Raw genomic sequence first — 24,908 nt, 5'->3', positions numbered from 1 at the left:
TCGGTGTTCACCATCCGGGGAGGACGAGGGCGGCCCAGACGAGCAGCGGCCCGGCCAGGGTGACGATCACGGCGTAGGTGAGGATCTGCTTGTAGTAGACCGGCTCCTCGATCGTGTCGGGCTTGTTGGCGAGCATCAGCGCGCCGTTGGTCGAGAAGGGGCTGACGTCGACGATGGTCGAGGCGACGGCGAGGGCCGCGACGAACATCGCCGCGTTGATGCCGCCGTCCGCGATGAGCGGCACGGCGATCGGGATGATCACCGGCAGCAGCGCGGTGGACGAGGCGAACGCCGACACGACACCGCCGACGTAGCACAGGACGAGGGCGCCGATGGCGGCCGCGCCGAGGCCGGCGGCCCAGCTGCCGACGAACTCCGGCGAGCCCGCGGTGGTGAGGATGGTGGCGTAGGTGCTGACGCCCGCGACGAGGAGCACGGTGGGCCAGGCCACCTGGCGGATGGCGTCCTTGTGCTCGTTGGGCGCGAGCATCGCGAGGATGACCGCGGCCGTGATGGCGACGAAGCCGATGTTCTTGTCGAAGACGAGCGCCACCAGGGCCACGCCGACGAAGGCGAGCAGGGTGAGCACCTGGTCGCGGCGCACGCCCTGGGCCTGGGTGCCGACCGGGGCGGTCGCGCCCATGCCGCGCGCCGGCACCGTCACGCCGCCGCGGTGCAGGTCGTCGGAGAGCGTGTCGTCGTCGTCCGGGTCGATCCGCATCGACATGAGCTTCCGGCCGCCGAGGGCCAGGAAGAGGATCGCGGCCATCACCGTGTTGACCACCAGGCTCGCGAGGAAGACGGTGATCTCGCTGGACGGCAGGCCGGCGTCCTCCATCACCGAGTTGGTGATGACGCCGTAGATGCTGATCGGTGAGAAGCCGCCGGCCTGGGCGCCGTGGACGACGAACATGCCCATCATCAGCGGGCTGATGCCGTAGCGCCCGGCGAAGCCCAGCGCGATGGGGCCGATGATCGCGCACGCGGCGGGGCTGACCGCGCCGATGCCGGTGAGGACGCCGGTGACGGCGAACATCACCCACGGGATCAGCGCCACGCGGCCGCCGACGGCGCGCACGGCCGTCCGCACGATCAGGTCGACGGTGCCGTTGTTGCGCGCGATCGCGAACAGGTAGGTGACACCGATCAGCGTCAGGATCAGGTCGCCGCTGACGCCGGCCAGGATCTCCTTCTCGTCGAGGTCGAGCGCGTACATGCCCACGAACCACGCGGCCACGTAGGCCAGCGCTCCCATGTTGATCGGCAGCACCGTGCCGACCACGAACAACGCGACCAGCGCGATGATCGCAATCCATTCCGGACCCATTGCGGTCCCCTTCCGAGTCGAGGGCGGCACGGCGGGGCCTCGGGGGGTGGCCCTGGTCACAGCGCGGCTCAGTGGCCTAGCCAATAGGGCAATGAGCCGGATCGTCAATAGGCTGGTCCCATGTCCGCGTCGTCCGAGTTCCCCCAGCGCCTGCTCCGCACGCGTCTCTACGAGCAGGTCGCCGGGCAGATCTCCGCGTGGATCGACGACAACGGGCTGACGGCCGGCGACCGGCTCCCGCCCGAGCGCGAGCTGGCCCAGCGCCTCGGCGTCAGCCGGGCCACGCTGAGCCAGGCGCTCGTCGCGCTCGAGGTGATCGGGGTGGTCGAGGTGCGCCACGGCGACGGGACCGTCGTCACCGCCCGGCACCGCACGACGAGCCGCATCGTCGACGCGATCCGCAGCCACGCCGACCGACTGCCCGAGATCATCGAGACCCGCGACGCCCTCGAGACCAAGATCGCCTCGCTCGCCGCCGTGCGCCGCACCGACGACGACCTCGCGCGCATCGACGACGCCCTCGCCTCGATGGCGGCCGACATCGAGGCGGGCGGGCGCGGCGTGGAGGGCGACGAGCGCTTCCACGGCGCCGTCACCGCCGCCTCCCACTCCCTGCTGCTGGCCCGGCTGATGGACGAGATCGCCGACCTCGTCAAGGAGACCCGGCTGGAGTCGCTCGGCCAGCCCGGCCGCCCGCAGGACTCGCTGGCCGGCCACCGCGCGATCGCCGAGGCGATCCGCGCCCAGGACGCGGCGGGCGCGGCCGAGGCGATGCACGCCCACGTGGCGCTGGTCAGCGACGTCGCCCTGCTCCGCGAGCAGCGGTGAGTCCCGCGGAGGTGGCCCTGGTCGTCGCGACCGGGCTCGGGGCGGGCGTGCTGTCGTCCACCGTCGGCGTCGCGTCCCTGCTGAGCTTCCCCGTCCTCGTCGCGCTCGGGCTGCCCCCGGTGACGGCCAACGTGTCCAACACCCTCGGGCTCATCCCCGGCGGCCTCGGCGGGGTCGTCGGCTACCGCCAGGAGGTCAGGGAGGCGGGGCGCGTGGCGTACGTGATCATGGTCGTCTGCGGCCTCGGCGCGATCCTCGGCGCCGCCCTCCTGCTGGGGCTCCCGCCGGGCGTCTTCGAGGCGATCGTCCCCTACCTCATCCTCTTCACCTGCGTGCTCGTCGGCATCCAGCCCCGGATCGCGGCCTGGCTGCGGGCGCGCCACGAGGCCCGGCACGGCGTCGCGCCGGCCGAGCGCCGCCACATGTCGCCCCTGACCACGTTCTTCGCCACGATCACCGGCGTCTACGGCGGCTACTTCGGCGCCGGCGCCGGGGTGATGATGGTGGCCGTGCTCGGCATCGGCACCGACCTCGAGCTCCGCATCGTCAACGGCCTCAAGACGCTGTCGCTGATGGTCGGCAACGTCGTCGCGGGCGCGATCTTCGTGGTCGTGGCCGACCCGCGCTGGGACGTCGTGGTGCTGCTGGCGGCCGGCTCGCTGGTCGGCGGCTACGTCGGTGCCCGCATCGGCCGCAAGCTCCCGGACGCGGTGTTCCGGGGCGCCGTCGTCGTGGCGGGCGTCGTGGCCGCGCTACTGCTCTTCTGAGCCGTCACGCGCCAGGATCGTGCGGGTCCACAGGTCGGCCAGGGTCGCGGCGTAGTCGTCGGGCGAGCGCCCGCGCGAGGTCCAGGCGGCGAACCACTCCGGGCTGTTGGTCGACCAGACCAGGTCGGCCACCTGCTCGTCGGTGAGGTCGTCGCGCACCGACCCGGTCGCCCGCAGGTCGGCGGCCAGCAGCAGCATGTTGGCGGCGCGGCGCTCGACCACGTGCCGCCAGGTGGCGGCGCAGGCGACGTCGGTGAGGCCGGCGTCGCGCAGGGCGAGCAGCAGCGGCGCCACGGTGGGCATCAGCCGCCCGAGCGCGGCGGCGTAGGTCTCGAGCTTGGCGACGGCCGACGGCGCCTCCTGCACCGCGCGGACGTAGTCGCGCTCCCCCGCGGGCAGGGGACGGTCGGAGGAGGCCAGCACCATGTCGACCACGACGAGGAGGATCTCGGGCTTGCGGCCGACGGCCGTGTAGACGGTGTCCACCGAGACGTCCGCCGCGCGCGCGATCTCGCTGACGGACGTGGCGGCGTAGCCGTGCTCGACGAACAGCCGGCGCGCGGAGGCGAGCACCCGGGCGCGGGTCCGCTCGGCGCGGGCGCGGCGGGCCGACCCGTCGTACGCGCGGGTCTTGCCCTCGGACGACACGAGGTCTACGTTAGCCGATATTGATCCGAAACACTTTCGGCTCAATATCGGGAGGCATCATGTCCGACCAGGCCACCGTGGTCATGCGACGCCCGGGCCAGGCCCACCACGCCACCTGGGCGATGGGGTCGCTCTTCGAGCACCTCCTGGTCCCCGACGAGTCCGGCGGACGGCTCGGGATCGCCACGGTGACCCAGCCGCCGGGCATCGCCACGCCGCTGCACCGCCACACGCGCGAGGCGGAGGCGTTCTTCCTGCTGGAGGGCGAGATGACCTATCGCGCCGGCGACGAGACGTACGAGCTCACCCCGGGCTGCTTCATCCACCTGCCGAAGGGGATCCCACACGCCTTCCGCACCCGCGGCGAGGGGCCCGTGCGCTACCTCGCCCTCACCGAGCCCGGCCACCTGCTCGCGCTCTACGACGAGGTGGGTGTGCCGGCCGCTGCGATGCGCATCCCCGGGGACGGGGAGGGCCGCGCGATGGACGAGGAGATCGCGCGGTGGAACGAGGTCGGCCCGCGCTACGGACTCGAGGTCGTGGGAGCGCCGATCCCGCCGGACTGAGCGGCGGGCCGCAGTGAGCGACCCGCCCGCCGGATGGGTTGCCCTCCTCAGGACAGCAGGCCGCGCACCACCCGGAGGCCGACCGACAGGCGCGCCAGCTCGGCGCTCTCCTCGCGGCAGATCTCCTCGAGCGTCTTGGCCGCCCGGCCGATCAGCTGCGCGTCGTCCTCCTCCCAGGCCGCCACGCGGACCGGTGCCGGGTCGCCGGCGTCGGTCGACTCGAGCACCTGGGCCGTGAGCTGCTGGTGCACACCGTAGAGGTCGTCGCGCACCGCCGCCCGCGCCATCGTCTGCCACCGGTCGTCGCGCGGCAGGCCGAAGATCCGCTCCACCATGGCCGGCAGCCCCAACCGCTCGCCGAGGGCGAAGTGCACCCGGGCCACCTCGACGGGGTCGAGGTCGAGCCGGTCGGCGGTCTCGACGATGCCGAGCAGCGCGTAGGCCGAGGCCAGCACCGCCACCCGGGAGGCCAGGTCGGCGGGGACGCCCTGGTCGGTCAGGCGTTTCTCGCGCGCCTGGTAGTCCTCGAGCTCGCGACCGCTCATGATCCCCGGCAGCTCGGCCATGACCGTCTGCACGCGCTCGCGGAAGAACTCGACGGTGGCGCTCGAGTCGAGCGGGGGCCGCCGGTTGGTGACCAGCCAGCGCGACGCGCGCTCGACGAGGGTGCGCATCTCGATGCGCATCCGGGTCTGCCGCTCCGCGGGCACCTGGTTGTCGAGCGCGGCGATCTCCTGGCGCAGCGGCAGCGAGCCGAAGATCTCGCGGGCGACGAAGTTGGCCCGGGTCAGGTCGGCCGGGCTGGCGCCGGTCTCGCCCTGTAGCCGAGGCCAGAACGTCATCCCGGCGCCGTTGACCAGGTCGTTGACCACCTGCGTCACGATGATCTGGCGCCGCAGCGGGTGGTCCTCGATGGCCGCCTCGAGGTCGGGCTTCATGCGGCTCGGGAAGTAGGCCAGGAGGTCCTCGCGCAGGTAGGGGTCGTCCGGCAGGTCGGAGTCGATGAGCTCCTCGGCCAGCACGATCTTGGTCCACGCCAGCAGCACCGAGAGCTCGGGCGTCGACAGCGCCTGCTTGCGGTCGAGGCGGCGGCGGACCTGACGGGTGCTGGGCAGCCCTTCGAGCTCGCGGTTGAGCACGCCGCGGCGCTCCAGCGCGCGCATCCAGTCCTCGTGCACGTGCAGCAGCGACGGCGCGTGCGCCTGGGCGTTGGCGAGCGCGAGGTTCTGCTCGTAGTTGTCGCGCAGGACCAGCTCGCCGACCTCGTCGGTCATCTCGGCGAGCAGCGTGTTGCGGGCGTCCTCGTCCATCGCCCCCGACCGCACCACGCGGTCGAGCAGGATCTTGATGTTGACCTCGTGGTCGGAGGTGTCCACGCCGGCGGAGTTGTCGATGAAGTCGGTGTTGATCCGCCCGCCGTCGCCGTTGACGCCGAACCGGGCGTACTCGACGCGACCGAGCTGGGTGAAGCCGAGGTTGCCGCCCTCCCCCACGCAGCGGGCCCGCAGGTCCTCGCCGTTGACGCGGATCGCGTCGTTGGCCTTGTCGCCGGCGTCGGCGTTGCTCTCCTCCGACGACTTCACGTAGGTGCCGATGCCGCCGTTCCAGAGCAGGTCGACCGGCGCGAGCAGGATCGCCTTCATCAGCTCGGCCGGGGTGAGCGCGGTGACGTCGGCGCCCAGCCCGAGCACCTGGCGCACCTGCGCGGACACCGGGATCGACTTGGCCGACCGGGGCCACACCCCGCCGCCCTCGGAGATGAGGGTGGTGTCGTAGTCGCGCCAGCTCGACCTCGGCAGCTCGAAGAGCCGGCGCCGCTCGGCGTACGACGTCGCGGCGTCGGGCGAGGGGTCGAGGAAGATGTCGCGGTGGTCGAACGCCGCCACCAGCCGGGTGTGCTCGGAGCAGAGCATGCCGTTGCCGAAGACGTCGCCGGACATGTCGCCGATGCCCACCGCGGTGAAGTCCTCGGCCTGGCAGTCGACGCCCATCTCGCGGAAGTGCCGCTGGACCGAGACCCACGCGCCGCGGGCGGTGATGCCCATCGCCTTGTGGTCGTAGCCCACCGACCCGCCGGAGGCGAAGGCGTCGCCCAGCCAGAAGCCGTAGTCCTTGGCCACGCCGTTGGCGATGTCGGAGAACGTCGCGGTGCCCTTGTCGGCCGCGACGACGAGGTAGGAGTCGTCGCCGTCGTGGCGCACCACCTCGGGGGGCGGCACCGTCCGGCCGTCGACGAGGTTGTCGGTGATGTCGAGCAGGCCGGAGATGAAGGTCTTGTAGCAGGCCACGCCCTCGGCCAGCCACGCGTCGCGGTCGGCGGGGTCGGGGAGCTGCTTGCAGAAGAACGCCCCCTTCGCCCCCACCGGGACGATGACGGTGTTCTTCACCATCTGCGCCTTGACCAGGCCCAGCACCTCGGTGCGGAAGTCGTCGCGACGGTCCGACCAGCGCAGGCCGCCGCGCGCGACCGCGCCGAAGCGCAGGTGCGAGCCCTCGACGCGCGGGCTGTAGACGAAGATCTCGAAGCGCGGCCGCGGCTCGGGCAGCTCGGGGATGGCCGAGGGCTCGAGCTTGAACGAGATGTAGGGGTGGACGTCCCCGTCGGCGGAGCGCTGGAAGAAGTTGGTGCGCAGCGTCGCGCGGATCAGCGTGCGGTAGGAGCGCAGGATGCGGTCGTGGTCGAGGCTGACCACGTCGTCGAGGGCCTTGGCCAGCCGCTCCTCCACCGCCTCCACCTTGGTCACGCGCGCCTCCGCGTCGTGCTCGAGCGCCCGGTCGCCGCGACCGGGGTCGAAGCGCGACTCGAAGAGCTCGACGAGCAGGCGGGTGATGTCGACGTTGCTGCGCAGCGCCTCCTCGATGTAGTCGAGGGCGAAGGGTGAGTTGCCCTGCTTGAGGTACTTCGCGTACGCCCGCAGCACGGTGGCCTGGCGCCAGGTCAGCCCGGCCGCGAGGACGAGCTGGTTGAAGCCGTCGATCTCGTTGTAGCCGTCCCACACCGCCCGCAGCGCCTCGGCGAACAACGTGCGCTCGCGGGGGGCGAGCACCCGGCCGTGGCGCAGGCCGAACTCGTAGATGAACGACGGGCGCGCGAGCCCGCTGAGCTCGTAGGGCCGCTCGTCGACGACCTCGACGCCCATCGAGGTGAGCATCGGCAGCATCGCGCTCAACGACAGGGGCTCGCCCACGCGGAAGACCTTGAGGCGCGACTCGCCCCGGCGGTAGGTGCCGCGGACCTCGTCCTGGTCGAAGAGCGCGAGGTCGATGCCGACCTCGCCCTGGATGGCCTCGATGCGGCCGAGGTCGGCGGAGCCGCGCTGGGGCCGGTAGTCCTCCTTGTAGGCCTCGGGGAACGCCTCGGACCACGCCCGCGCCAGCGTCGACCCCTGGTCGACGCCGTACTCGGCGACGACGGCCGCCACGAAGTCGTCGCGCCACGAGCGCGAGGCCTCCATCAGCCGCCGCTCGAGGTCGGGCACGTCGATCTCGGGCACCTGCGCGCCCTTGGGCGGGTGCACCACGAAGTGCACCCGGGCGGTCGTCGACTCGTTGACCCGGGCGGTGAACTCGACGTGCTCGCCGCCGAGCTGCTCGCGCAGGATGTCGGAGAACCGCTCGCGCACGGCGGTGCTGTAGCGGTCGCGCGGGAGGTAGACGAGGACGGAGACGTAGCGCCCGTAGGTGTCGCGGCGCACGAACGCCCGCAGCTGGCGGCGCTCGCGGGCGCTCATCACGTCCTGCGCGACCGGGGCCAGCTCGTCGGGCGAGGTGTGGAAGAGCTCGTCGCGGGGGTAGTTCTCCAAGGTGTCCATCAGCGCCTTGCCCGCGTGGCTGCGCGGGTCGAAGCCGGCGTGGCGCATCACCTCGGTGACCTTCTCGCGCAGCACCGGGATGCGGGTGACCGACTCGGTGTAGGCGGCGCTGGAGAACAGGCCGAGGAAGCGGCGCTCCCCGACGACCTCGCCGTCGGGGCCGAACGTCTTCACGCCGACGTAGTCGAGGTAGGCCGGACGGTGCACGGTGGCGCGCGAGTTGGCCTTGGCCAGCACCAGCAGCTTCTTCTCCCGGGCCTTGGCCTTGACGAGCGGCGGCAGCTTGGCGAACGACGACGACAGGTCCTGGTCGTGGCGCAGGATGCCCAGCCCCGAGCCCGGCACGGCGCGCAGCCCGCACTCGTCGGGGGCACCCTCCTCGGCCTCGAGCTGGTACTCGCGGTAGCCCAGGAACGTGAAGTGGTCGTCGGCCAGCCAGGTGAGGAAGTCGCGGCCCTGGCGCAGCTCCTCCGCCGGCAGCGGCGGCGGCGTCTGGTCGAGCTCGGCGACCACGGCGAGGGCCTGGGCGTGCATCTTCTGCCAGTCCTCGACCGACTCGCGCACGTCGCGCAGCACCCGCTGCAGCGCCTCGGTGATCTCGGCGGCCTCCTCGTCGTCGGTGCGGTCGATCTCGAGGTGCATCCAGGACTCGGTGTCCTCGGTGGTCGAGGCCTGCGGCTCGTGGGCGTGCACGTGCTGGAGGGTGCCGGTGATGTCGCGCTCGACGGCCAGCTGGGGGTGGACCACCGCGTGCACGGTGTGTCCGAGCCGGTTGAGCTCCATCGTCACGGAGTCGACGAGGAAGGGCATGTCGTCGGTGACCACCTCGACGACGGAGCGGCCCGACGCCGACCAGCCGGAGCCGGCGATCGTGGGGGTGACCACGCGTACGGCGGCGGTGCCCTGCGGTCGCGACGAGGCGAGCTCGCGGTGCGACGCCACGGCGCCGAGCAGGTCGTCCGGCGACCGCTCGGCGACCTCCTCCGGAGCGACGTGGCGGTAGTAGGCCCGCAGCAGGTCGCCCCACTCCGGCCGGTCCGCGGTCGCCGCGTCGAGCTGCTGGTCCTTGGTCTCCTCAGGCGTGGCCACGCATCGACCCTAGGTCGCGCGATGTGACCGTCACAACACGGGGCCGTGCCCCCGCGCTCGCGAGCCGTCCGGGGCGTGCGCAGGCCACCGTCCTCGCCGCGGAGCGCCCCGTCAGCCATGATGGGTCACCGGTCGGGACGCCGTCGCGACCGCTCGTACGAGCACCGGGAGGACCCAGGGATGGGCAAGCGCGTGGTCAAGGACATCACCTACGACGCCTCGATCGAGGAGGTGTGGGGGATGCTCACCGACCCGGCGTTCCGCGAGCGGGTGCTCGAGCGGATGAAGGTCGTGCGGGGCAGCGTCGTGGTCGCGGACGGGGTGGTGACCCTCGACCAGGTGCAGTCCGCCTCCGGCCTGCCGTCGTTCGCGACCAAGCTGGTCGGCGACGAGATCCGCATCGTGCAGGTCGAGACCTGGCGCTCCCCCGAGCACGCCGACATCGAGGTCACGATCCCGGGCAAGCCGGGCGAGATGTCCGGCACGGCGACGCTCACCGAGTCGGGCGGGCGCACCACCCAGCGCGTCGACCTCGAGGTCACCGTGCGCCTGCCGCTGGTCGGCGGCAAGATCGAGGGCCTCGTCGGCGACCTGCTCCTCAAGGCGCTCGACGCCGAGCACCGCACCGGCGTCGAGTGGCTCGCCTCGCGGTGAGCAGCCCGCTCGCCGCGTCGTACGACGCCCTCGCGGGCGTCGTCGCGGGCCTGCGCGAGGAGGACGCCTGGGTGCCGACGGGCTGCCTGGGCTGGACCGTGCGCGACCTCGTGTGGCACCTGCACGCCGACGCCGTCCGCGGCCTCGTCGCGGCCCACACGCCGGCGCAGCGCGACGCCGACTGCGACGCCGTCGCCTACTGGCGCTCGTGGGGAGCCGACCCGGAGTCCGACGAGCGCACCCGGCGCACGACACGGGTCGAGGCGGGCCTCCACGGGTTCGCCGACCTGCGCGGGCGCTACCTCGAGGCTGCTGCCGCGGCCCGGCAGGCGCTCGACTCCGTGCCGGACGGCGCCGTGCTGGCGACGCAGGGGCACGCGCTGCGCGCCGACGACCTCGCGAGCACGCTGGCGGTCGAGGCGACCCTCCACCACGCCGACCTGGTCGCGCACCTCGACGCCGACGGTCCCACCGACCCGGGGCTCGCGGAGGTGCGGCGGGTGGTCGAGGCACTCCTCGGCCGGCCGCTCGCGGACTGGCCGGACCGGCGGGTGGCGCTGGTGGGCACCGGGCGCTCCGAGCCGAGTGCCGCGGAGCACCGCGACCTCGCGGGACTGACCGTCCCGGTCTTCAGCTGAGCCGCTCGCTCCCGGAGGAGGTGGGCGTCTCCGGCTGCCCGGAGTCGTCGCGCGACTCGGCCCGGTCGTCCTCGCGGCGACGCCACCACAGCACCAGCCCGAGCAGCAGGAACGGGCCGAACGCCAGCAGCAGCGTCAGCGCCTGCTCGTAGGGGTGCAGGGCCCCCATGTGCCACAGGGGCCGGAGGGGGAGGACGGGGTCGAGCACGACCCCATTCTCCCCCATCCGCCCGAGGGACGAGACGTCAGCCCTGGTGGGGGTAGCGGTGGTCGGTCGGGGGGACGAAGGTCTCCTTGATCGAGCGCGGCGAGGTCCAGCGCAGCAGGTTGACCGCGGCGCCGGCCTTGTCGTTGGTGCCCGACGCCCGGCCCCCGCCGAAGGGCTGCTGCCCGACCACGGCACCGGTGGGCTTGTCGTTGACGTAGAAGTTGCCGGCAGCGAAGCGCAGCGTCTTGCGCGCCCACGCGATCGCGGAGCGGTCCTGGGCGATGATCGCGCCGGTCAGGGCGTACGGCGCGAACGACTCCATCTGCGCCACCACCGACTCGAAGTCGGCGTCGTCGTAGACGTGCACGGTGAGGATCGGCCCGAAGTACTCGGTGCTGAACATCTCGTCGGTCGGGTCGCCGCCCTGCACGATCGTCGGCCGGACGAACCAGCCCACGGAGTCGTCCACCTGGCCGCCGGCCAGGATGTCGAGCCCGTCGGTCGCCCGGGCCCGCTCGATGGCCTTCTTGTGCTTGGCGAAGGCACGGTCGTCGATCACCGCGCCCATGAAGTTGGACAGGTCGGTCACGTCGCCCATCGTGAGCGCCTCGGTGTCGGCGATGAGCTGGTCCTTGATCTTCGCCCACACCGAGCGCGGGACGTAGGCCCGCGAGGCCGCCGAGCACTTCTGGCCCTGGAACTCGAACGCGCCACGGATCATCGCCACCCGCAGCACGTCGGGGTCGGCGCTGGGGTGGGCGACGATGAAGTCCTTGCCGCCGGTCTCGCCCACGATGCGCGGGTAGGCGCGGTAGCCCGCGATGTTCTCCCCCACCGTGCGCCACAGGTGCTGGAACGTCGGGGTGGAGCCGGTGAAGTGGATGCCCGCCAGGTCGCGGTGCGCCAGCGCCACCGTCGAGACGTCGAGGCCGTCGCCGGGGAGCATGTTGATGACGCCGGGCGGCATCCCCGCCTCCTCGAGCAGCTCCATCGTCAGCGACGCGGCGAGCTGCTGGGTCGGCGACGGCTTCCAGATCACCGTGTTGCCCATCAGCGCCGGGGCGGTGGGCAGGTTGCCCGCGATGGCGGTGAAGTTGAACGGCGTGATCGCGTAGACGAAGCCCTCCAGGGGGCGGTGGTCGGTGCGGTTCCAGATGCCGGGGCTGTTGGCGATCGGCTGGTCGGTGAGGATCTGCTTGGCGTAGTGGACGTTGAAGCGCCAGAAGTCGATCAGCTCGCACGCCGCGTCGATCTCGGCCTGCACCGCCGTCTTCGACTGCCCCAGCATCGTCGCGGCGTTGAGCCGCTGCCGCCACGGCCCGGCCAGCAGGTCGGCGGCCTTCAGGATGATCGCGCACCGCTCGTCGAACGGCATCCCCCGCCAGCCCGGCGCGGCCTCGGCGGCCGCCGCGATCGCGTCCTCGGCGTCCTTCGTGGTCGCGTTGCGCAGCGTGCCCAGCACGTGGGCGTGGTCGTGGGGCTGCACGACCTCGATCTCCGCGCCACCGCCGTCACGGCGCTCGCCGCCGATCACGGCCGGCAACGGCCGCTGCTGCGTCTCCAGCCGCGCCAGCTCCGTCACGAGGGTCTCTCGCTCCGCGGTGCCGGGCGCGTAGGTCAGGTTCGGCTCGTTGGTGGGAGCCGGAGGAAAGGTGATCGCGTCCATGCGGTGATCGTCTCAGAGACGCCGGGGGGCATCCAAGCGGCCGTCAGCACGAGGTGAGCAGGTCGCCGATCTCCTGGGTCGCCCACCACGCGAGGTCGTCGTCGGCATCGGCGTCGTCGTCGGTGTCGACGTGCACGGCGACCACGTCGCGCCACCGGACCGGTCCGTCCGCCGCGGCCGTCTCGACGACCACCACGACCCGCCTCCGCCTGCCGTCGGGCAGCCCGGCCACCAGCTCGGCCGAGGCGTCCGCGGCGGTCATCAGGGCGGCGTACTCGCTCTCCTCGCCGTCGTCGGCGGCCACGACCGCGTCGGTCGTGCGCGGGCCGTCCGCCTCCCAGTCCTCGGCCAGGCGCGGGAGCGTCGACGGGACGTAGCGCCGGGTCACGTCGTCGCCTTCCGCGTGGCCTTCTTGCGACCGCGCGGGGCACGCGGGCGGGTGTCGGAGGCGGAGTCCTTGAGCTCGTCGAGGGCATCGCACACGCTCTGGGCGAGCACGTCGGCGTCGGGCACGGCGTCGCGGTCGGTGGTGATGCCGTAGAACACCCCGCCGTCGTAGGACGTGACCCCGATGGCGATCGGGTGGTCGGGCAGCAACGGGTGCACGGGGTAGGACTCGAGCATCCGGGCGCCGTCGGCGTAGAGGGGAAACTGCGGTCCGGGGACGTTGGTGACCGAGATGTGGAAGCCGCGCCGCATCTCGGCGACGGCGAGCCGCGACCCGAGCGCGTGGAAGGTCGTCGGCGCGAAGCCGGCGATGCCGGAGAGCCGCCGCGCCGAGACGTTGCGGCCGTTGTCGCGGTGGGCGCGCAGGTCGTAGCTGACCTGGTGGAGACGCACCACGGGGCTGGGCTCGCCGATCGGCAGGTTGACGAGGTGGCCGGTGATCTGGGTGCCGAGCGAGGTCGGCTCGAGCTCGTCGTCGATGACCGACATCGGCACGATCGCCTTGATCGTCCGCAGCCCGCTCAGCGACTCGGTGCGCGCCATCAGCCAGCCGCGGAGGCCGCCGGCCAGCGTGGCGAGGATGACGTCGTTGACCGTGCCGCCGTGCACCTCGCGGATCGCCCGGTAGTCGGCGAGCTCGGTGTGCACGGTCACGAAGCGGCGCTGCTGGGACAGCCTCCGGTGCACCGGGGTGGCGTGGACCGGCCCGCGGCCGGCGAGCGCGCTGGCCACCTCGGCCACCCGGGCACCCGACGCGGTCGCCGCGCGGCCCAGCGACTCGGCGTTGGCGCGGGTCGTCATCCAGAGGGTGCGCGGGCTCTCGAGGGTGTCGGTGACGGCGTCGAACGCCGCGGCCACGGGGCCCGGGGGGCGGCGCGGGCGCCACTCGTCGTGCCCGAGCGGCGACCGGTCGGGCGAGGTGTCGAGCAGCACCTGGCCGATGTCGACGGTCTCGCGGCCGTCCACGAGGATCTGGTGGCTCTTGGTGAGCAGGGCGACCCGGCCGTGCTCGAGCCCCTCGACGAAGTAGCACTCCCAGAGCGGGCGGCTGCGGTCGAGGGGACGCGAGGCGATGCGCGCGACGAGCTCGCGGAGCTGGTCCATCGAGCCCGGGCGTGGCAGTGCCGAGCGGCGTACGTGGTAGCCGAGGTCGAAGTTCTCGTCGTCGACCCAGGCCGGGTTGGCCAGCCGCCCGGGCACGAGCTGGAGGCGCTGGCGGTAGCGCGGGACGAACGCGATCCGGTCGGCGATCAGCTGGACCAGCCGGTCGTGGTCGAATCCGGAGTCAGCCGGGTCGAAGATCTCCACCGTGGCGTTGTGCATGGGCGTCGTGGGGGACTCGGCGGCCAGGATCGCCAGGTCCCGCGGCCGGAGCCGCTCACTCATGTGATGCCCTCTCGTCGATGATCTTTGTCCCGCATGGGATTCTGACAGAGGCCGCGAGCCGGCGTCCGCGCCGGCCGCTGCCTGTCCGCCACCCGCTGAAGGAGATGTCCGTGTCCGGTCGCGTCCTCGCGCGCCTCACCCCAGTCGTGCTCGTCCTCGCCGTGTCGCTCACGGCGTGCGGCGGTGACGACGACGCCTCGTCGTCGCCGTCCGGGTCCTCCTCCGCCTCGTCCTCGTCGCCCGATGCCTCGTCGGAGTCCTCGTCGGAGTCCGGCGCCGCGGCCGTGTCGGTGACGCGGGAGGGTGACACCTTCACCCCCAACGGGGAGCGCGTCGAGCTGGAGGTGGGGCAGACCCTGGTCCTGACGATCGACGCCGACGAGCCCGGTGAGCTGCACGTCCACAGCACCCCCGAGCAGGAGATCTCCTACGACGAGGGCACCTCGGAGCACGAGATCACCATCGACCGGCCCGGCGTCGTCGAGGTCGAGAGCCACGACCCGGACATCGTCCTGCTCCAGCTCGAAGTCCGGTGAGCGCGGGGCCCTCCGGCGTGGGCGGAGCGATCTCTGCGCACGGCCTGGGCGGCGCGAAGGACCTGCCGATCCCCTCCGAGCTGGCGATCGCCGGCGCGGTCGCCGCGCTCGTCGTCTCCTTCACCGTGCTGGCGGTGGCCTGGCGCGAGCCGCGCTACGACGCCGCCACCAGCGGCCGGCCCGCCCCGGCGTGGCTCGACCGGCTGGTGTCCTCCCGCGCCCTCGCGGTGACCGCCCGCGTGCTGGGCATGGCGTTCTTCCTCTACGTCGGCGCGGCGGCCGTGTTCGGCCAGGACACCCTGATCAACCCGTTCCTGGGCACGGTCTACGTGCTGCTGTGGGTCGGCATCGTGCCGGCCTCGCTGCTCCTCGGGCCGGTCTTCAAGGCGGTCAGCCCGGCCCGGACCATCAGCATGGTGTTCGCCAGGGTCTCCGGCGTGCCCGAGGGCCAGGGGCTCTACGCCTACCCCGCCCGGCTCGGATACTGGCCGGCGGCCGCCGGGCTCTTCGCCTTCGTCTGGCTCGAGCTGGTCTTCCCCTACTCGACCGACGTGGGCCCGGTCCGGCTGTGGTTCGCGGCCTACCTCGGCACCATGTTCATCGGGTCGGCGCTGTGGGGCACCACGTTCCTCGCTCGTGCCGACCCCTTCGAGGTCTACTCCTCGCTGGTCGCCAAGCTCTCGATCTGGGGACGCCGCGACGGCGTGCTGGTGCTGCGCAGCCCGCTCGCCAACCTCGACACCGTGGTGCCGCGCCCCGGCCTGGTCGCGGTGGTGGGCGTGCTCTTCGGCAGCACCGCGTTCGACTCCTTCCGCGAGTCGACGCCGTGGCTCAAGCTCGTGCAGTCGCTCTCCGGCTCGCGGGTGTGGCCGGACACCCTGGCGCTCATCGCGTTCTCCGCGGGAGTCGCCCTCGTGCTGACGATCGCCACGATGGCCACGGGCGTCACCAGCGACACGCCCCGGCGGGCGCTGCCCGACCTGTTCGCGCACTCGGTCGTGCCGATCATCGTGGGCTACATCGTCGCCCACTACCTGACCTACTTCGTCGAGTACGGCCAGCAGACGCTCATCCAGCTGAGCGACCCCTTCAGCCGCGGCGACAACTACCTCGGCACGGCCGACCTCCAGGTCGACTACTGGCTCTCCTCGCACCCGACGTTCCTCGCGGTCACCAAGGTCCTTGCGGTCACCCTCGGCCACGTCGTGGGTGTCGTCGCGGCCCACGACCGCGCCATCAAGCTGCTGCCGCGGCGACACCAGCTGACCGGTCAGCTGCCGTTGCTCGCCGCCATGGTCTGCTTCACCGCGGGAGGTCTGTACCTGCTGTTCGCGGCATGACGACCCGCTGCGGCGGCACCGGCCCGTAGGGCCAGCCCTCGGGCAGGACGTCCGTCACCGTGACGATCTCGCAGGACCCGCGGTAGTCGATCACGTCGGCCGGGTCGCGCCAGCCGACGAAGACCACCCGGTCGGCGTTGCCGTTGTCGCCCTGCGTCGGGTCGTCGCAGTGGATCTTGTCGCGCTGGCCGTCGGGCAGCACGTAGATCGTGTCGTTGCCCTGCTCGGTGAACACCTTGTCGGCGCCGGGGCCGAGGAAGACGGTGTCGTCGCCCTCGTCGCCCTTGATCTTGACGTCGTCGCCCTCGCCGTCGATCAGCACGTCGTTGCCGGGGCCGCCCTGGATCGCGCCGTCGTCGCCGGGACCGGCGTCGATCCAGTCGTCGCCGTCGTTGCCGATGTGCTTGTCGATGCCGTCGCCGCCGAAGAGCCGGTCGTCGCCCGCGCCGCCGCCGACGAGGTCGTTGCCGGCCTCGCCGTGGACCACGTCGTTGCCGGCGCCGGCCGTCAGCTTGTCGTCGCCCTCGCCGCCGTAGATCAGGTCGTCGCCCTGGCCCCCGTCGATCGAGTCGTTGCCCAGCCCGCCAGCCGCCCAGTCGTTGCCGGGCTGGAGCGTGATCCAGTCGTCCCCGTCGTCACCGGCCACGGTGTCGTGGCCCTTGCCGGCGTAGATGGTGTCGTTGCCACCCCGCCCCGTCACCTTGTCGGCGCCGCCGATCGCCATGATCCGGTCGGCGCGGTTCTTGCCGCGGATGACGTCGTCGCCGGTGGTGCCCTTGGTGAGCTTGGCCGACCACGCCGGCCCGGCTGCCAGGACGACGATCAGGCTCGCGGTGGTGGCGAGTCGCAGTTGACGTGACATTCGACCAACCTACGTCAATTCTTGATCTATTACAGACGGTTGCCGTCAGGCGATCACTCACCGCGCGGCGCGGAGCGCCTGCCGCGCCCCGGCCCGAGGTCGCGGCGGGTGCGCCAGCGATGCGGCCGCGAGCCGTGGCCCGCGGCCGGGGCACCGTCGATCGCGTGGTCGGGGAACACCGCGTCGGCCAGCGCCCCCACGCCCTGGACCAGCGGGGAGTCGCCGAGGTCGACGACGGCACGGCCGCTGACCAGCGCCCGGTCGAGCCCGGCCCGGTCGTCGGGGAGGAAGTGCAGGCCGGCGACCCTGCTGAAGCCCTCGACCATGCCCGCGATCTCCCTCTCCGACCACCCGATGGAGGAGCGCATGCGGTTGACGACGACGCGCACCGGCGTGCTCCCCGAGCGCTCGCGCAGGTCGACCAGCGCCCGGGCGAGCCGGGTCAGGCCGACCGGGTCGGCCGACCCGACGACGACGACCTCGTCGGCCTGCTCCAGTGCGGCCAGGGTGAGGGCGTTGCGCCCCGGCCGGCCGCTGAGGTCGGAGCCGGTCTCGTCCTCGAGGCTGAAGCCGGTGTCGACCACGACCTCGCCGTGGGCCCGGGCCCGCTCGAGCAGCCGGTCGACCTGAGCCGCCCTCACCTCGCGCCACCGGTCGGCGCGAGGCAACCCGGTGACCACGGCGAGGTGCTCGCCGACACCCCGGCACACCGACGCGAACCGCTCGTCGAGCTGGCCCGCTGCCGCGAGACGGGAGGCCGAGAGCAGCCCGGAGACCTCGTCGAGGATCCCCAGCTGTTGGGCGACGGCGCCGCCGTAGGGGTCGAGGTCGGCGAGCACCACCACCGCACCGCGACGCGCGACCTCCGATGCCAGGCTGGTCGCGACGGTCGTGCGGCCGGGGGCGCCGGCCGGACCCCACACCACCACGACCCGGCCCGAGGCGTCCGCCGCGGCGCCGGGTCCCGCGTCGGGCGGGTCGGGCAGGAGCGCCGAGCCCTCCCCCGCCCGGGTGTCGACGTCGTCGAGCGTGGTGACGACCCGCGGCAGCGTCGCCAGCTCGCCGCGGCCGACGAGCGCGCCGATGCCGAGGCGCGCGGCGTGCTCGCGCGCGTCGAGGTCCTCGGGGAGGGCCGAGGTGACGGCGACGGGGTGCACGGCGTGGCGGCGCAGGTGCGCGACGCTCGCCGGGTCGAGGCCCGGGGCGTCGAGCGACACCACGGCGACGTCGGCCTGGCCGCTGGTGACGGCCGCGAGCAGGTCGTCGACGTCGACGCAGCGCTTGAGCACCACCACCCCCGGGTGGGCCTCGAGGTCGGCCAGTGCCGGCGACTCCCACGGCTCGCCCGCCGCGAGCAGCAGCACGCAGATCACGGCGATCAGCCCCGCCCGACCACGCGCAGCCGGTCGTCACCGACGGCCGCCAGCACCGTGCCCAGTGCCTCGTCGTCGGCCTCGGGCACCGCCAGGACGAGCTGGCGCGCCGTCGCGGAGGCGAACGCATCCGACACCACGGGCGCGTCGAGAACCACCACGTCGCCGAGCACCAGCTCGGCGGCCGCGCGGGCACGCCGCTGGGCCAGGCCGGGCTCGGGCACCACCCACACGTCGACCCGCGAGCCCCGGACCAGGTCGGTGGGCACGTGCTCGGCCGCGACCGCGATCGAGAGCGACACCGTGTCGCCCGCTGTCTCCTCCCCCAGCGCCGAGGCCGGCACCAGCTCCCCGGCCGCCAGGGCCCGGGTCAGGGTCAGCGCTGCGGGCAGCTCGTCGTCGACGGCGAGGTAGCGGTCGTGGTCGGCCGCGTCGTCGAAGCGCACCAGCGTCGCCTCGAGGTCGCCCGCCGTCAGCGTCTGCCCCGCCACCAGGTCGCCCGAGGCCGACCACACCGCGGTCATGTCGTCGGCTCCGGAGAGCAGCCGAGCGCCCGCCACCACCGAGCCCGTCACGAGCACGACCCCGACCCAGAGGCGGGGGTCGCGCCACCCTGGCGTGGCGGCCCGGGTGGCCGCCGGCACGCCGACCGCGCGCTCGCCCGCCGGGGCGGCCGGTGGCGCGTGGCGGGCGATGCTGCGGGAGGTGGTCCGAGACGTGGTCCGAGGCACGACGCCATCATTGCCCCAGACGCCGGACTTCACACCTGTCCCTCCACAGGCCACGGCCGGGCAACGGCGGGCGCCGGACGGGCGGTGGCACGATGGGCCCATGGCCGACGACCCCCGCTTCCTGACGCTCGCCGACGTCGCCGAGGTGCTCAACACCTCGGGCGCGCAGGTCTACGCGCTGGTCCGCCGCGGCGACCTCCCCGCGATCAAGATCGGCGGACGCGGCCAGTGGCGCGTCGAGCGGGTGCAGCTCGAGGAGTTCATCCAGCGCATGTACGCCGAGACCCGCACGTTCGTCGACCAGCACCCCTTCGTCGACGTCGAGGCCGACACCGACTGACCACCGACCGGTGACCGACTGGTCACCCCGCGACCGGGCTCGCCCGGCGGCTCCGGTCAGCCGACCTTGCCGTCGAGCTCGACCTCGACGACCCGCTCCTCGTCGCCGCGGACCACCGACATCTCGACCGTCTCGCCGGGCCGGTGGGTGCGGATCGCCACGATCAGCGCGATGCCGTCGCTCACGGGCTGGTCGTCGACCGCGATGATCACGTCGTCCTTCTCCAGACCCGCGCGCGCGGCGGGCGTGTCAGGCATGACCTCGGTGATGGTGGCGCCGGTCGACTGCGACTCGCCGCCGGTGCGCACCTGGGCGCCGATGACGGGGTACTCCGCGCGGCCGGTGCGCAGGATCTGGTCGACGGTCGTGCGGACCTGCTCGATCGGGATCGCGAAGCCCACGCCGATGTTGCCCGACTCGCGCGACAGGCCGCCGGTCGTGGCGATGGCGGAGTTGACGCCGACCACCTCGCCGGTCAGGTTGACGAGCGGGCCGCCGGAGTTGCCCGGGTTGATCGCGGCGTCGGTCTGCACGGCGTTGATGTAGGACGAGTCGTCCTCCGACTGTCCCGTCGTCACCGGTCGGTTGAGGGCGCTGACGATGCCCGACGTCACCGTCTGGCTCAGGCCCAGAGGCGCGCCGAAGGCGACCACAGGGTCGCCGACGCGCAGCACCTGCGAGGCGCCCAGCGCCGCCGGCTCGAGGGTGTCGGCGGCCTCGACGAGCAGCACCGCGAGGTCGTAGACCGAGCTGCGGCCGACGACGGTCGCGTCGAGCCGTTCGCCGTTGGTGTCGATGACGACGATGGCGCCGTCGTCCTCGGCGGCCGAGGCGACGACGTGGTTGTTGGTCACGACGTGGCCCTCGCGGTCGAGGACGAAGCCGGAGCCGGTGGCACCGCCGGCCTCCCCGTCGAGCTCCGCGACGATCTGCACGGTGCTGGGAAGCAGCGCCTGGGCCACGGCGGCGACCGAGCCGTTCTCGGCCTCCAGCGGCGCGGCGGTCTGGGTGCGGACGCCGCTCAGCCCGTTGTCGTTCGTGCCGGGCCGGGACGACAGCTCGTCCTGGATCGCGGCACCGGCGAGGCCGCCGAGGATCCCGACCACCAGCGCCAGCGAGGCGACCGCAGGCCACACCCACAGCGGGATCCTGCGGGCGACGGCCGAGGGGCCGGCGTACGGACGCGGCTGCGGCCCGGGGCCGACGTAGGGCTGGCCCGGCTGCGCGGGCTGCTGGCCCCAGCCGCTCGGGAAGGGCACGGTGGGGGCCGCCGGGTCGTGGACCTGAGCGTGCCGGGGCGACACGGGCTCACCGAAGGGCGTGTGGTGCGGCGGCGGGCCGCCGAGCATCGCGTCACCGGACGGCTCGGCCGGTGCCTGCTCGGACAGCTGCTCGGACGGCTGCTCGGACGCCTGGTCTGACGCCTGGTCGACGGACCCGGGGGTCGGGTCGGCGCCGTAGGGGCGTCCCTCCGGCTGGGCGGCCGGTGCCGGCGACGCCGTCGTCGCGGCGTCGCCCTCGCGTGCGGGCTCGGGCGCCTGCGATCGCCAGCCGGCGAGCGGCTGGGTCGGCTCCTCGTCGGGCGCGGTCGTCTCCACGGGTCCGGGAGCCGGGGTCCCCGGCTGCTGGGCAGGCGTCTGCTCGGCCGGGACCTGCTCGTCGGGATCCCGCTCGTGCGGCCTGTGCTCGTCGCTCACGGGACAATCTTCTCCCGGATCGCCACGAGGCGCTCGGCCAGGGGCGTCCGGGAGGGCGTGGCCGGACCGCGGGTGGAGCGGTCGTCGACCAGGGAGGCCGGGCTGACCGGGCCGGTGGGTCGGCTCAGGTCGGTGACCGGCGGGCGGGGCTCGACGCGGGGGCCGCCGGCGACACCGAGGGCGAGCACGCCCACCACGCAGGCGCCCGCCGCACCCCCGCCGATCGCGACGAGGGCGCGCCGCGGGCGGTGCCGGGAGGTGGGGAACTGTGCGGCGCCCGCGCCCGGCTCCAGCGCGGAGCAGCGGCCGACCAGGGCGGACTTGAAGTCGTGCGAGGTCTGCCCGGGCCCGAACGACAGCTGGGCGAGCTGGGTCTTGACCCACCCCTCCTGCTCGACGAGGTCGCGGCAGGAGTGGCAGAGGTGGACGTGGGCCCAGCAGCGCTCCTCCTCCTCGGGCGTGAGGCGGCCGTCGAGGAGGGCGCTGACCCGCGATCCGAGGTGGCTCATCACGACACCCGCGAGTGGGCGCCGAGCGGACCCGAGTAGCGCGAACGCCCCGCGGCCGGCTCCCTGTGGGCCAGGGCCTTGCGGAGCATGGTGCGGCCGCGGTGGATGCGCGAGCGGACCGTGCCGAGCTTGGCGTCCATGATCTCGGCGATCTCCTCGTAGCTGAGGCCCTCGACGTCGCAGAGCACCACGGCGGCGCGGAAGTCGGGGGGCAGCGTGGCGAGTGCGGTCTCGATGTCGTCGTCGAACGTCCGGTCGGCCACCGCCAGCTCCGGCGCGGGCGCGGTGCTGGTCAGGCGGGCGGCGCGTTCGTCGGAGAGCGCGTCGAAGCGGATGCGCTGCTTGCGGCGGGCCCCGTCGAGGAACAGGTTGGTGGTGATCCGGTGCAGCCACCCCTCGAAGGTGCCGGGGGTGTAGCCGTCGAGCGAGCGGAAGACTCGGACGAAGACCTCCTGGGTGAGGTCCTCGGCGTCGGGGCGGTTGCCGGTGAGGCGGTAGGCCAGCCGGAAGACGCGGTCGGAGTGCTGCTCCACGACCTCGTCCCAGGTGGGTACGTCGACCGCGTCGACGTCGGGTGTGGCGTCGACGTGATCACCCACGGGGGCTCCCTTGTTCGTCTTTCTCGACCGCAGCTGCAACGGTTCGCTGTCCTTCCTGACGCTAGGCATCCCGTCTGAGAGTTACCTGTGAGCCACATGCGCTCCGGCCAAGAAACCTGAGGGCGACCGTCCGGATCACAGCGTCCAACGACCGGAGGCCCGCGTGTGTTCCCGGCCACGCCCGGCGGCCGGTGCGCGATAGGGTCGCCGGGTGCCGAACCACACCCCGCCGATCAAGCCCGCGAGCTGGTCCTACGCCGAGTCGTTCGTGGCCGAGGACGAGGTCCTCGCCGCCGCCCGCAGTCGCGCGGAGGAGGTGGGCGTGGCCCCTGTCGGCTCCGGGGTCGGAGCCGCGCTGCGCTTCCTCGCCTCCGTCCTCGACGCGCGCGCCGTGGTCGAGATCGGCACGGGCACCGGCGTCTCTGGACTGTGGCTGCTGCGCGGCATGCGCGCGGACGGCGTCCTCACCACGGTCGACATCGAGGCCGAGCACCAGCGCCTGGCCAAGGAGACGTTCACCGAGGCCGGGATCCCGGGCAACCGGGCCCGCACCATCGCCGGCGCCGGTCTCGACGTGCTGCCCCGCCTCACCGACGGCCACTACGACCTGGTGTTCTGCGACGGCGACAAGCGGGAGTACGCCGCGTACCTCAAGGAGGCGCTGCGCCTGCTCCGCCCCGGGGGGATCGTGGCCTTCGACAACGCCCTGTGGCACGACCGGGTCGCCGATCCCGCCCAGCGCGACGAGGAGACCGTGACGATCCGCGACCTCGGCCGAGCGGTCCTCGAGCACGAGGCGCTGGTGCCGGTGCTGCTGCCCGTCGGCGACGGCCTGCTGGCCGCCAAGAAGGAGTGGGCGCCCGAGACCTGAGCCCGCCCGCTGCTTCATCAAGGTATGCAGACGAACCCGCACTTCCCTGCGTGAACTGATCGAGGGAAGCGCGGGTTCGGCTGCATACCTTGATGAACCGTCCGGGCGCGAGGCCGAGGGAGGGCGTACGTCAGAGGCGGGGGGCGGCGGTGAAGCCGTCCCAGCCCTCGGCGACGGCGACGACGTCGCACGCCTCGACGAGCACCGGCGGGCTGCCGACGATCTGCGAGCCCGGCGCCTCGGCGGCGCCCGCGACGAAGGCGCGCTGGAAGTCCTCGCGCGCCTGGCTGCTGGCGAAGACGTAGCAGCCCTCGAACCACTCCCCCGGCACCTGGCGCCAGGTCTTGAAGCGCAGGCCGTCCATGCCGGTGAACCGCGCGTGGGACGTCTCGGCGACGTACGCCGCCAGCCGGTCCTCGACGCCCTCGGGCGCGCGAGCCAGCGACCACCGCACGGTGAGCCCGAGCATCAGGCGATCCCGGCCAGCGGGTCGTCGGAGCCCAGCCAGGCCAGCAGCAGGCGCGGACCCCAGCCGCTCGGGCCGGCGGTCCACTCGTGGCGGTCGACGGGCGACTCGGCGGCCGAGGCGAAGTCGATGTGGGCCCAGGGCACGTCGCCGGCGAAGTGCTGCAGGAAGAGCGCGGCCGTGATCGCACCGGCGCCGCCCGCGGCGTTGTCGCCGTCGGCGATGTCGGAGCTGATCTTGTCCTCGTAGTCGGCGACCAGCGGCATCCGCCACGCGTTCTCGCCGGACGCGGCCGCGGCGCTCGCGACGTTCTCGGCGAGGCCCTCGTGGTTGGCGAAGTAGCCGCCGGTCCACTGCCCGAGCGAGACCTTCATCGCGCCGGTGAGCGTGGCGATGTCGACCAGCGCCGCCGGGTCGAGCTCGCTGACGGCGTACGCCATCGCGTCGGCCAGCACGAGGCGGCCCTCGGCGTCGGTGTTGTTGACCTCGGAGGTGCGCCCGCCGTAGTGGGTGACGACGTCGCCGGGGCGCATCGCGGAGCCGCTGACGGAGTTCTCGGCCGCCGGCACCAGGCCGACGACGCGGACCGGGCAGTCGACGTCGGCGAGAGCGGCCATCGTCGCGATGACCGCACCGCCGCCGCTCATGTCGCGCTTCATCGTCAGCATGCCCTCGCTGGGCTTGATGTCGAGGCCGCCGGAGTCGAAGGTGATGCCCTTGCCGACCAGCACGACCGTGGGCACGCGCTTGGTCGCACCGCGAGGGGTGTAGTCCATGCGGATGAGCCGCGGCTCGTTGACCGAGCCGCCGCCGACGGCACGGATGCCGCCGAAGCCCTCGGCCTCCAGGCGCGCGTCGTCCCAGACCTCGACCTCGAGGCCGGCAGCCGCACCCATCGCGACGGCCTGGTCGGCCAGCCAGGCGGGCGTCTTGAGGTTGGCCGGGACGGTCGCCAGCACGCGCGAGCGCCAGCCCGCACCACCGAGGGCCAGCGCCCGGGCGAGCGCCTCGTCGGCGCCGTCGTCGCTGACGCCGGCCAGCACGATGCGGGCCACCGGCCGCTCCTTGGGCCCGGTCGAGCGCCAGTGGAAGGCGAACGAGGCCAGCATGGCGCCGACGACGAAGGCGCCGAGGCCGTCGGCGGGCGCGATCGTCGGCAGCGACGTGATCACGCTGGAGCGGTCCTTGGTCGCGCGGGCCAGGGCGGCGCCGGCGCGGCGGAGGTCGGTCGCGGTGGCCTCGCCCACACCGACGAGGAGCACCGTGCCCAGGCTGTCGGTCGCCCCCTCGGGATCGGACGCAGCGGCGACCGGGACCGTCGTCACCTCGCCCGTGCGGCCCGTGGCCCGCGAGGACTCGAGCGCGGCGAGGAGGTCGACGCCGAGGGCCTGCGCGGCCTCGTCGGCGCCCGGGCCCAGCAGCGGGGCGTCGTCGCCGGGGAGGACCGGGAACGCCCACACCTCCGCGCCGCCGATCTGGTGCGGCAGCGCGGGGCTCAGGGCGAACTCGGGCGGCGAGACCTGGGTCGGCAGTGCGGTGATGGGCACG

General features: G+C 73.3%; 24 protein-coding genes. 9 read left to right on the top strand and 15 right to left on the bottom strand.

The window, feature by feature from the left end; all coding sequences use genetic code 11:
- Positions 1-7: 7 nt before the first annotated feature.
- The gene (locus tag AC4H2S_RS06385; protein WP_491496137.1) at positions 8-1,327 is read right to left on the bottom strand and encodes an SLC13 family permease; all 1,320 of its coding nucleotides are present in this window, start codon (positions 1,325-1,327) and stop codon (positions 8-10) included.
- Positions 1,328-1,447: 120 nt separating this feature from the next.
- Here AC4H2S_RS06385 and AC4H2S_RS06380 point away from each other — a divergent pair, with 120 nt between their 5' ends.
- Complete coding sequence (locus AC4H2S_RS06380; RefSeq protein ID WP_491496136.1) at positions 1,448-2,155, top strand: FadR/GntR family transcriptional regulator; 708 nt, start codon at positions 1,448-1,450, stop codon at positions 2,153-2,155.
- Positions 2,152-2,922 carry a sulfite exporter TauE/SafE family protein gene (locus tag AC4H2S_RS06375; RefSeq protein WP_491496135.1) on the top strand — a complete coding sequence of 257 codons (771 nt, stop codon included), beginning with the start codon at positions 2,152-2,154 and terminating at the stop codon, positions 2,920-2,922. The genes AC4H2S_RS06380 and AC4H2S_RS06375 overlap by 4 nt, the downstream gene beginning before the upstream one ends.
- On the opposite strand, the gene AC4H2S_RS06370 is transcribed toward AC4H2S_RS06375, so the two are convergent.
- Entirely contained in the window at positions 2,908-3,570 is a 663-nt protein-coding gene (locus tag AC4H2S_RS06370) for a TetR/AcrR family transcriptional regulator (RefSeq protein ID WP_491496134.1), read from the bottom strand. The two genes, AC4H2S_RS06375 and AC4H2S_RS06370, sit on opposite strands and share 15 nt — an antisense overlap.
- Before the next feature lie 59 nt (positions 3,571-3,629).
- Here AC4H2S_RS06370 and AC4H2S_RS06365 point away from each other — a divergent pair, with 59 nt between their 5' ends.
- Positions 3,630-4,136 (top strand): cupin domain-containing protein, encoded by a 507-nt coding sequence (locus AC4H2S_RS06365; protein WP_491496133.1) that lies wholly within the window; start codon positions 3,630-3,632, stop codon positions 4,134-4,136.
- Positions 4,137-4,183: 47 nt separating this feature from the next.
- On the opposite strand, the gene AC4H2S_RS06360 is transcribed toward AC4H2S_RS06365, so the two are convergent.
- Positions 4,184-9,037 carry an NAD-glutamate dehydrogenase gene (locus AC4H2S_RS06360; protein ID WP_491496132.1) on the bottom strand — a complete coding sequence of 1,618 codons (4,854 nt, stop codon included), beginning with the start codon at positions 9,035-9,037 and terminating at the stop codon, positions 4,184-4,186.
- A gap of 180 nt (positions 9,038-9,217) precedes the next feature.
- On the opposite strand from AC4H2S_RS06360, the gene AC4H2S_RS06355 reads away from it, so the two are divergent.
- Positions 9,218-9,691, top strand: coding sequence for a DUF2505 domain-containing protein (locus tag AC4H2S_RS06355; protein ID WP_491496131.1), 474 nt, complete (start codon positions 9,218-9,220; stop codon positions 9,689-9,691).
- Entirely contained in the window at positions 9,688-10,329 is a 642-nt protein-coding gene (locus AC4H2S_RS06350) for a maleylpyruvate isomerase N-terminal domain-containing protein (protein ID WP_491496130.1), read from the top strand. The genes AC4H2S_RS06355 and AC4H2S_RS06350 overlap by 4 nt, the downstream gene beginning before the upstream one ends.
- On the opposite strand, the gene AC4H2S_RS06345 is transcribed toward AC4H2S_RS06350, so the two are convergent.
- From AC4H2S_RS06345 to AC4H2S_RS06330, 4 genes are read right to left on the bottom strand one after another with little or no spacing between them, the layout of a single operon-like run.
- Positions 10,322-10,537: a hypothetical protein gene (locus AC4H2S_RS06345; RefSeq protein WP_491496129.1), complete on the bottom strand. Its 216-nt coding sequence runs from the start codon at positions 10,535-10,537 to the stop codon at positions 10,322-10,324. The genes AC4H2S_RS06350 and AC4H2S_RS06345 overlap by 8 nt on opposite strands.
- Before the next feature lie 37 nt (positions 10,538-10,574).
- The gene (pruA, locus tag AC4H2S_RS06340) at positions 10,575-12,203 is read right to left on the bottom strand and encodes an L-glutamate gamma-semialdehyde dehydrogenase (protein ID WP_491496128.1); all 1,629 of its coding nucleotides are present in this window, start codon (positions 12,201-12,203) and stop codon (positions 10,575-10,577) included.
- A 43-nt stretch (positions 12,204-12,246) separates the two neighbouring features.
- Positions 12,247-12,591, bottom strand: a complete 345-nt coding sequence (locus AC4H2S_RS06335) for a DUF6912 family protein (RefSeq protein ID WP_491496127.1) — start codon at positions 12,589-12,591, stop codon at positions 12,247-12,249.
- Positions 12,588-14,036 (bottom strand): WS/DGAT/MGAT family O-acyltransferase, encoded by a 1,449-nt coding sequence (locus tag AC4H2S_RS06330; protein WP_491496126.1) that lies wholly within the window; start codon positions 14,034-14,036, stop codon positions 12,588-12,590. The genes AC4H2S_RS06335 and AC4H2S_RS06330 overlap by 4 nt, the downstream gene beginning before the upstream one ends.
- Positions 14,037-14,146: 110 nt before the next feature.
- Between AC4H2S_RS06330 and AC4H2S_RS06325 the strand changes: the two genes are divergently transcribed.
- Together AC4H2S_RS06325 and AC4H2S_RS06320 are read left to right on the top strand one after the other, a co-directional pair.
- A complete protein-coding gene (locus AC4H2S_RS06325; RefSeq protein WP_491496125.1) occupies positions 14,147-14,572 on the top strand; it encodes a hypothetical protein in 426 nt (141 codons plus the stop codon).
- Positions 14,569-15,912 carry a hypothetical protein gene (locus AC4H2S_RS06320; RefSeq protein WP_491496124.1) on the top strand — a complete coding sequence of 448 codons (1,344 nt, stop codon included), beginning with the start codon at positions 14,569-14,571 and terminating at the stop codon, positions 15,910-15,912. Before AC4H2S_RS06325 ends, AC4H2S_RS06320 begins: the two co-directional genes overlap by 4 nt.
- Here the strand turns inward: AC4H2S_RS06320 and AC4H2S_RS06315 are convergent.
- Genes AC4H2S_RS06315 through AC4H2S_RS06305 form a run of 3 tightly spaced genes read right to left on the bottom strand, consistent with a single transcriptional unit; the run spans position 15,875 to position 18,878 of the window.
- The gene (locus AC4H2S_RS06315; RefSeq protein ID WP_491496123.1) at positions 15,875-16,774 is read right to left on the bottom strand and encodes a calcium-binding protein; all 900 of its coding nucleotides are present in this window, start codon (positions 16,772-16,774) and stop codon (positions 15,875-15,877) included. The two genes, AC4H2S_RS06320 and AC4H2S_RS06315, sit on opposite strands and share 38 nt — an antisense overlap.
- Positions 16,775-16,827: 53 nt before the next feature.
- Positions 16,828-18,147 (bottom strand): CpaE/TadZ family protein, encoded by a 1,320-nt coding sequence (locus tag AC4H2S_RS06310; protein WP_491496122.1) that lies wholly within the window; start codon positions 18,145-18,147, stop codon positions 16,828-16,830.
- A 5-nt stretch (positions 18,148-18,152) separates the two neighbouring features.
- A complete protein-coding gene (locus tag AC4H2S_RS06305; protein WP_491496121.1) occupies positions 18,153-18,878 on the bottom strand; it encodes a CpaB family protein in 726 nt (241 codons plus the stop codon).
- Between the two features lie 100 nt (positions 18,879-18,978).
- Between AC4H2S_RS06305 and AC4H2S_RS06300 the strand changes: the two genes are divergently transcribed.
- Entirely contained in the window at positions 18,979-19,218 is a 240-nt protein-coding gene (locus AC4H2S_RS06300) for a helix-turn-helix domain-containing protein (RefSeq protein WP_491496120.1), read from the top strand.
- Positions 19,219-19,274: 56 nt separating this feature from the next.
- On the opposite strand, the gene AC4H2S_RS06295 is transcribed toward AC4H2S_RS06300, so the two are convergent.
- From AC4H2S_RS06295 to sigE, 3 genes are read right to left on the bottom strand one after another with little or no spacing between them, the layout of a single operon-like run.
- Complete coding sequence (locus AC4H2S_RS06295; protein WP_491496119.1) at positions 19,275-20,915, bottom strand: S1C family serine protease; 1,641 nt, start codon at positions 20,913-20,915, stop codon at positions 19,275-19,277.
- Positions 20,912-21,424, bottom strand: coding sequence for a zf-HC2 domain-containing protein (locus AC4H2S_RS06290; RefSeq protein WP_491496118.1), 513 nt, complete (start codon positions 21,422-21,424; stop codon positions 20,912-20,914). The genes AC4H2S_RS06295 and AC4H2S_RS06290 overlap by 4 nt, the downstream gene beginning before the upstream one ends.
- Positions 21,424-22,023, bottom strand: coding sequence for an RNA polymerase sigma factor SigE (gene sigE / locus AC4H2S_RS06285; protein ID WP_491496117.1), 600 nt, complete (start codon positions 22,021-22,023; stop codon positions 21,424-21,426). Before sigE ends, AC4H2S_RS06290 begins: the two co-directional genes overlap by 1 nt.
- A 211-nt stretch (positions 22,024-22,234) precedes the next feature.
- On the opposite strand from sigE, the gene AC4H2S_RS06280 reads away from it, so the two are divergent.
- Positions 22,235-22,894: an O-methyltransferase gene (locus AC4H2S_RS06280; protein WP_491496116.1), complete on the top strand. Its 660-nt coding sequence runs from the start codon at positions 22,235-22,237 to the stop codon at positions 22,892-22,894.
- A 130-nt stretch (positions 22,895-23,024) separates the two neighbouring features.
- Here the strand turns inward: AC4H2S_RS06280 and AC4H2S_RS06275 are convergent, their stop codons facing one another.
- Both AC4H2S_RS06275 and AC4H2S_RS06270 read right to left on the bottom strand, forming a co-directional pair.
- Positions 23,025-23,363 (bottom strand): hypothetical protein, encoded by a 339-nt coding sequence (locus tag AC4H2S_RS06275; RefSeq protein WP_491496115.1) that lies wholly within the window; start codon positions 23,361-23,363, stop codon positions 23,025-23,027.
- Positions 23,363-24,907, bottom strand: a complete 1,545-nt coding sequence (locus tag AC4H2S_RS06270) for a leucyl aminopeptidase family protein (protein ID WP_491496114.1) — start codon at positions 24,905-24,907, stop codon at positions 23,363-23,365. The genes AC4H2S_RS06275 and AC4H2S_RS06270 overlap by 1 nt, the downstream gene beginning before the upstream one ends.
- Position 24,908 lies beyond the last annotated feature (1 nt).

Source organism: Nocardioides sp. Z13_37, assembly GCF_058355585.1.
The sequence above is the reverse complement of the archived record's forward strand: the minus strand, read 5'-3'. Positions and strand labels throughout refer to the sequence as shown.

Bases quoted from the DNA above. Each gene is read 5' to 3' on its own strand.
- AC4H2S_RS06365 (WP_491496133.1), top strand. From the start codon at position 3,630: ATGTCCGACCAGGCCACCGTGGTCATGCGACGCCCGGGCCAGGCCCAC.
- AC4H2S_RS06330 (WP_491496126.1), bottom strand. From the start codon at position 14,036: ATGAGTGAGCGGCTCCGGCCGCGGGACCTGGCGATCCTGGCCGCCGAG.
- AC4H2S_RS06315 (WP_491496123.1), bottom strand. From the start codon at position 16,774: ATGTCACGTCAACTGCGACTCGCCACCACCGCGAGCCTGATCGTCGTC.
- AC4H2S_RS06300 (WP_491496120.1), top strand. From the start codon at position 18,979: ATGGCCGACGACCCCCGCTTCCTGACGCTCGCCGACGTCGCCGAGGTG.
- AC4H2S_RS06380 (WP_491496136.1), top strand. From the start codon at position 1,448: ATGTCCGCGTCGTCCGAGTTCCCCCAGCGCCTGCTCCGCACGCGTCTC.
- AC4H2S_RS06275 (WP_491496115.1), bottom strand. From the start codon at position 23,363: ATGCTCGGGCTCACCGTGCGGTGGTCGCTGGCTCGCGCGCCCGAGGGC.
- AC4H2S_RS06385 (WP_491496137.1), bottom strand. From the start codon at position 1,327: ATGGGTCCGGAATGGATTGCGATCATCGCGCTGGTCGCGTTGTTCGTG.
- pruA (WP_491496128.1), bottom strand. From the start codon at position 12,203: ATGGACGCGATCACCTTTCCTCCGGCTCCCACCAACGAGCCGAACCTG.
- AC4H2S_RS06290 (WP_491496118.1), bottom strand. From the start codon at position 21,424: ATGAGCCACCTCGGATCGCGGGTCAGCGCCCTCCTCGACGGCCGCCTC.
- AC4H2S_RS06355 (WP_491496131.1), top strand. From the start codon at position 9,218: ATGGGCAAGCGCGTGGTCAAGGACATCACCTACGACGCCTCGATCGAG.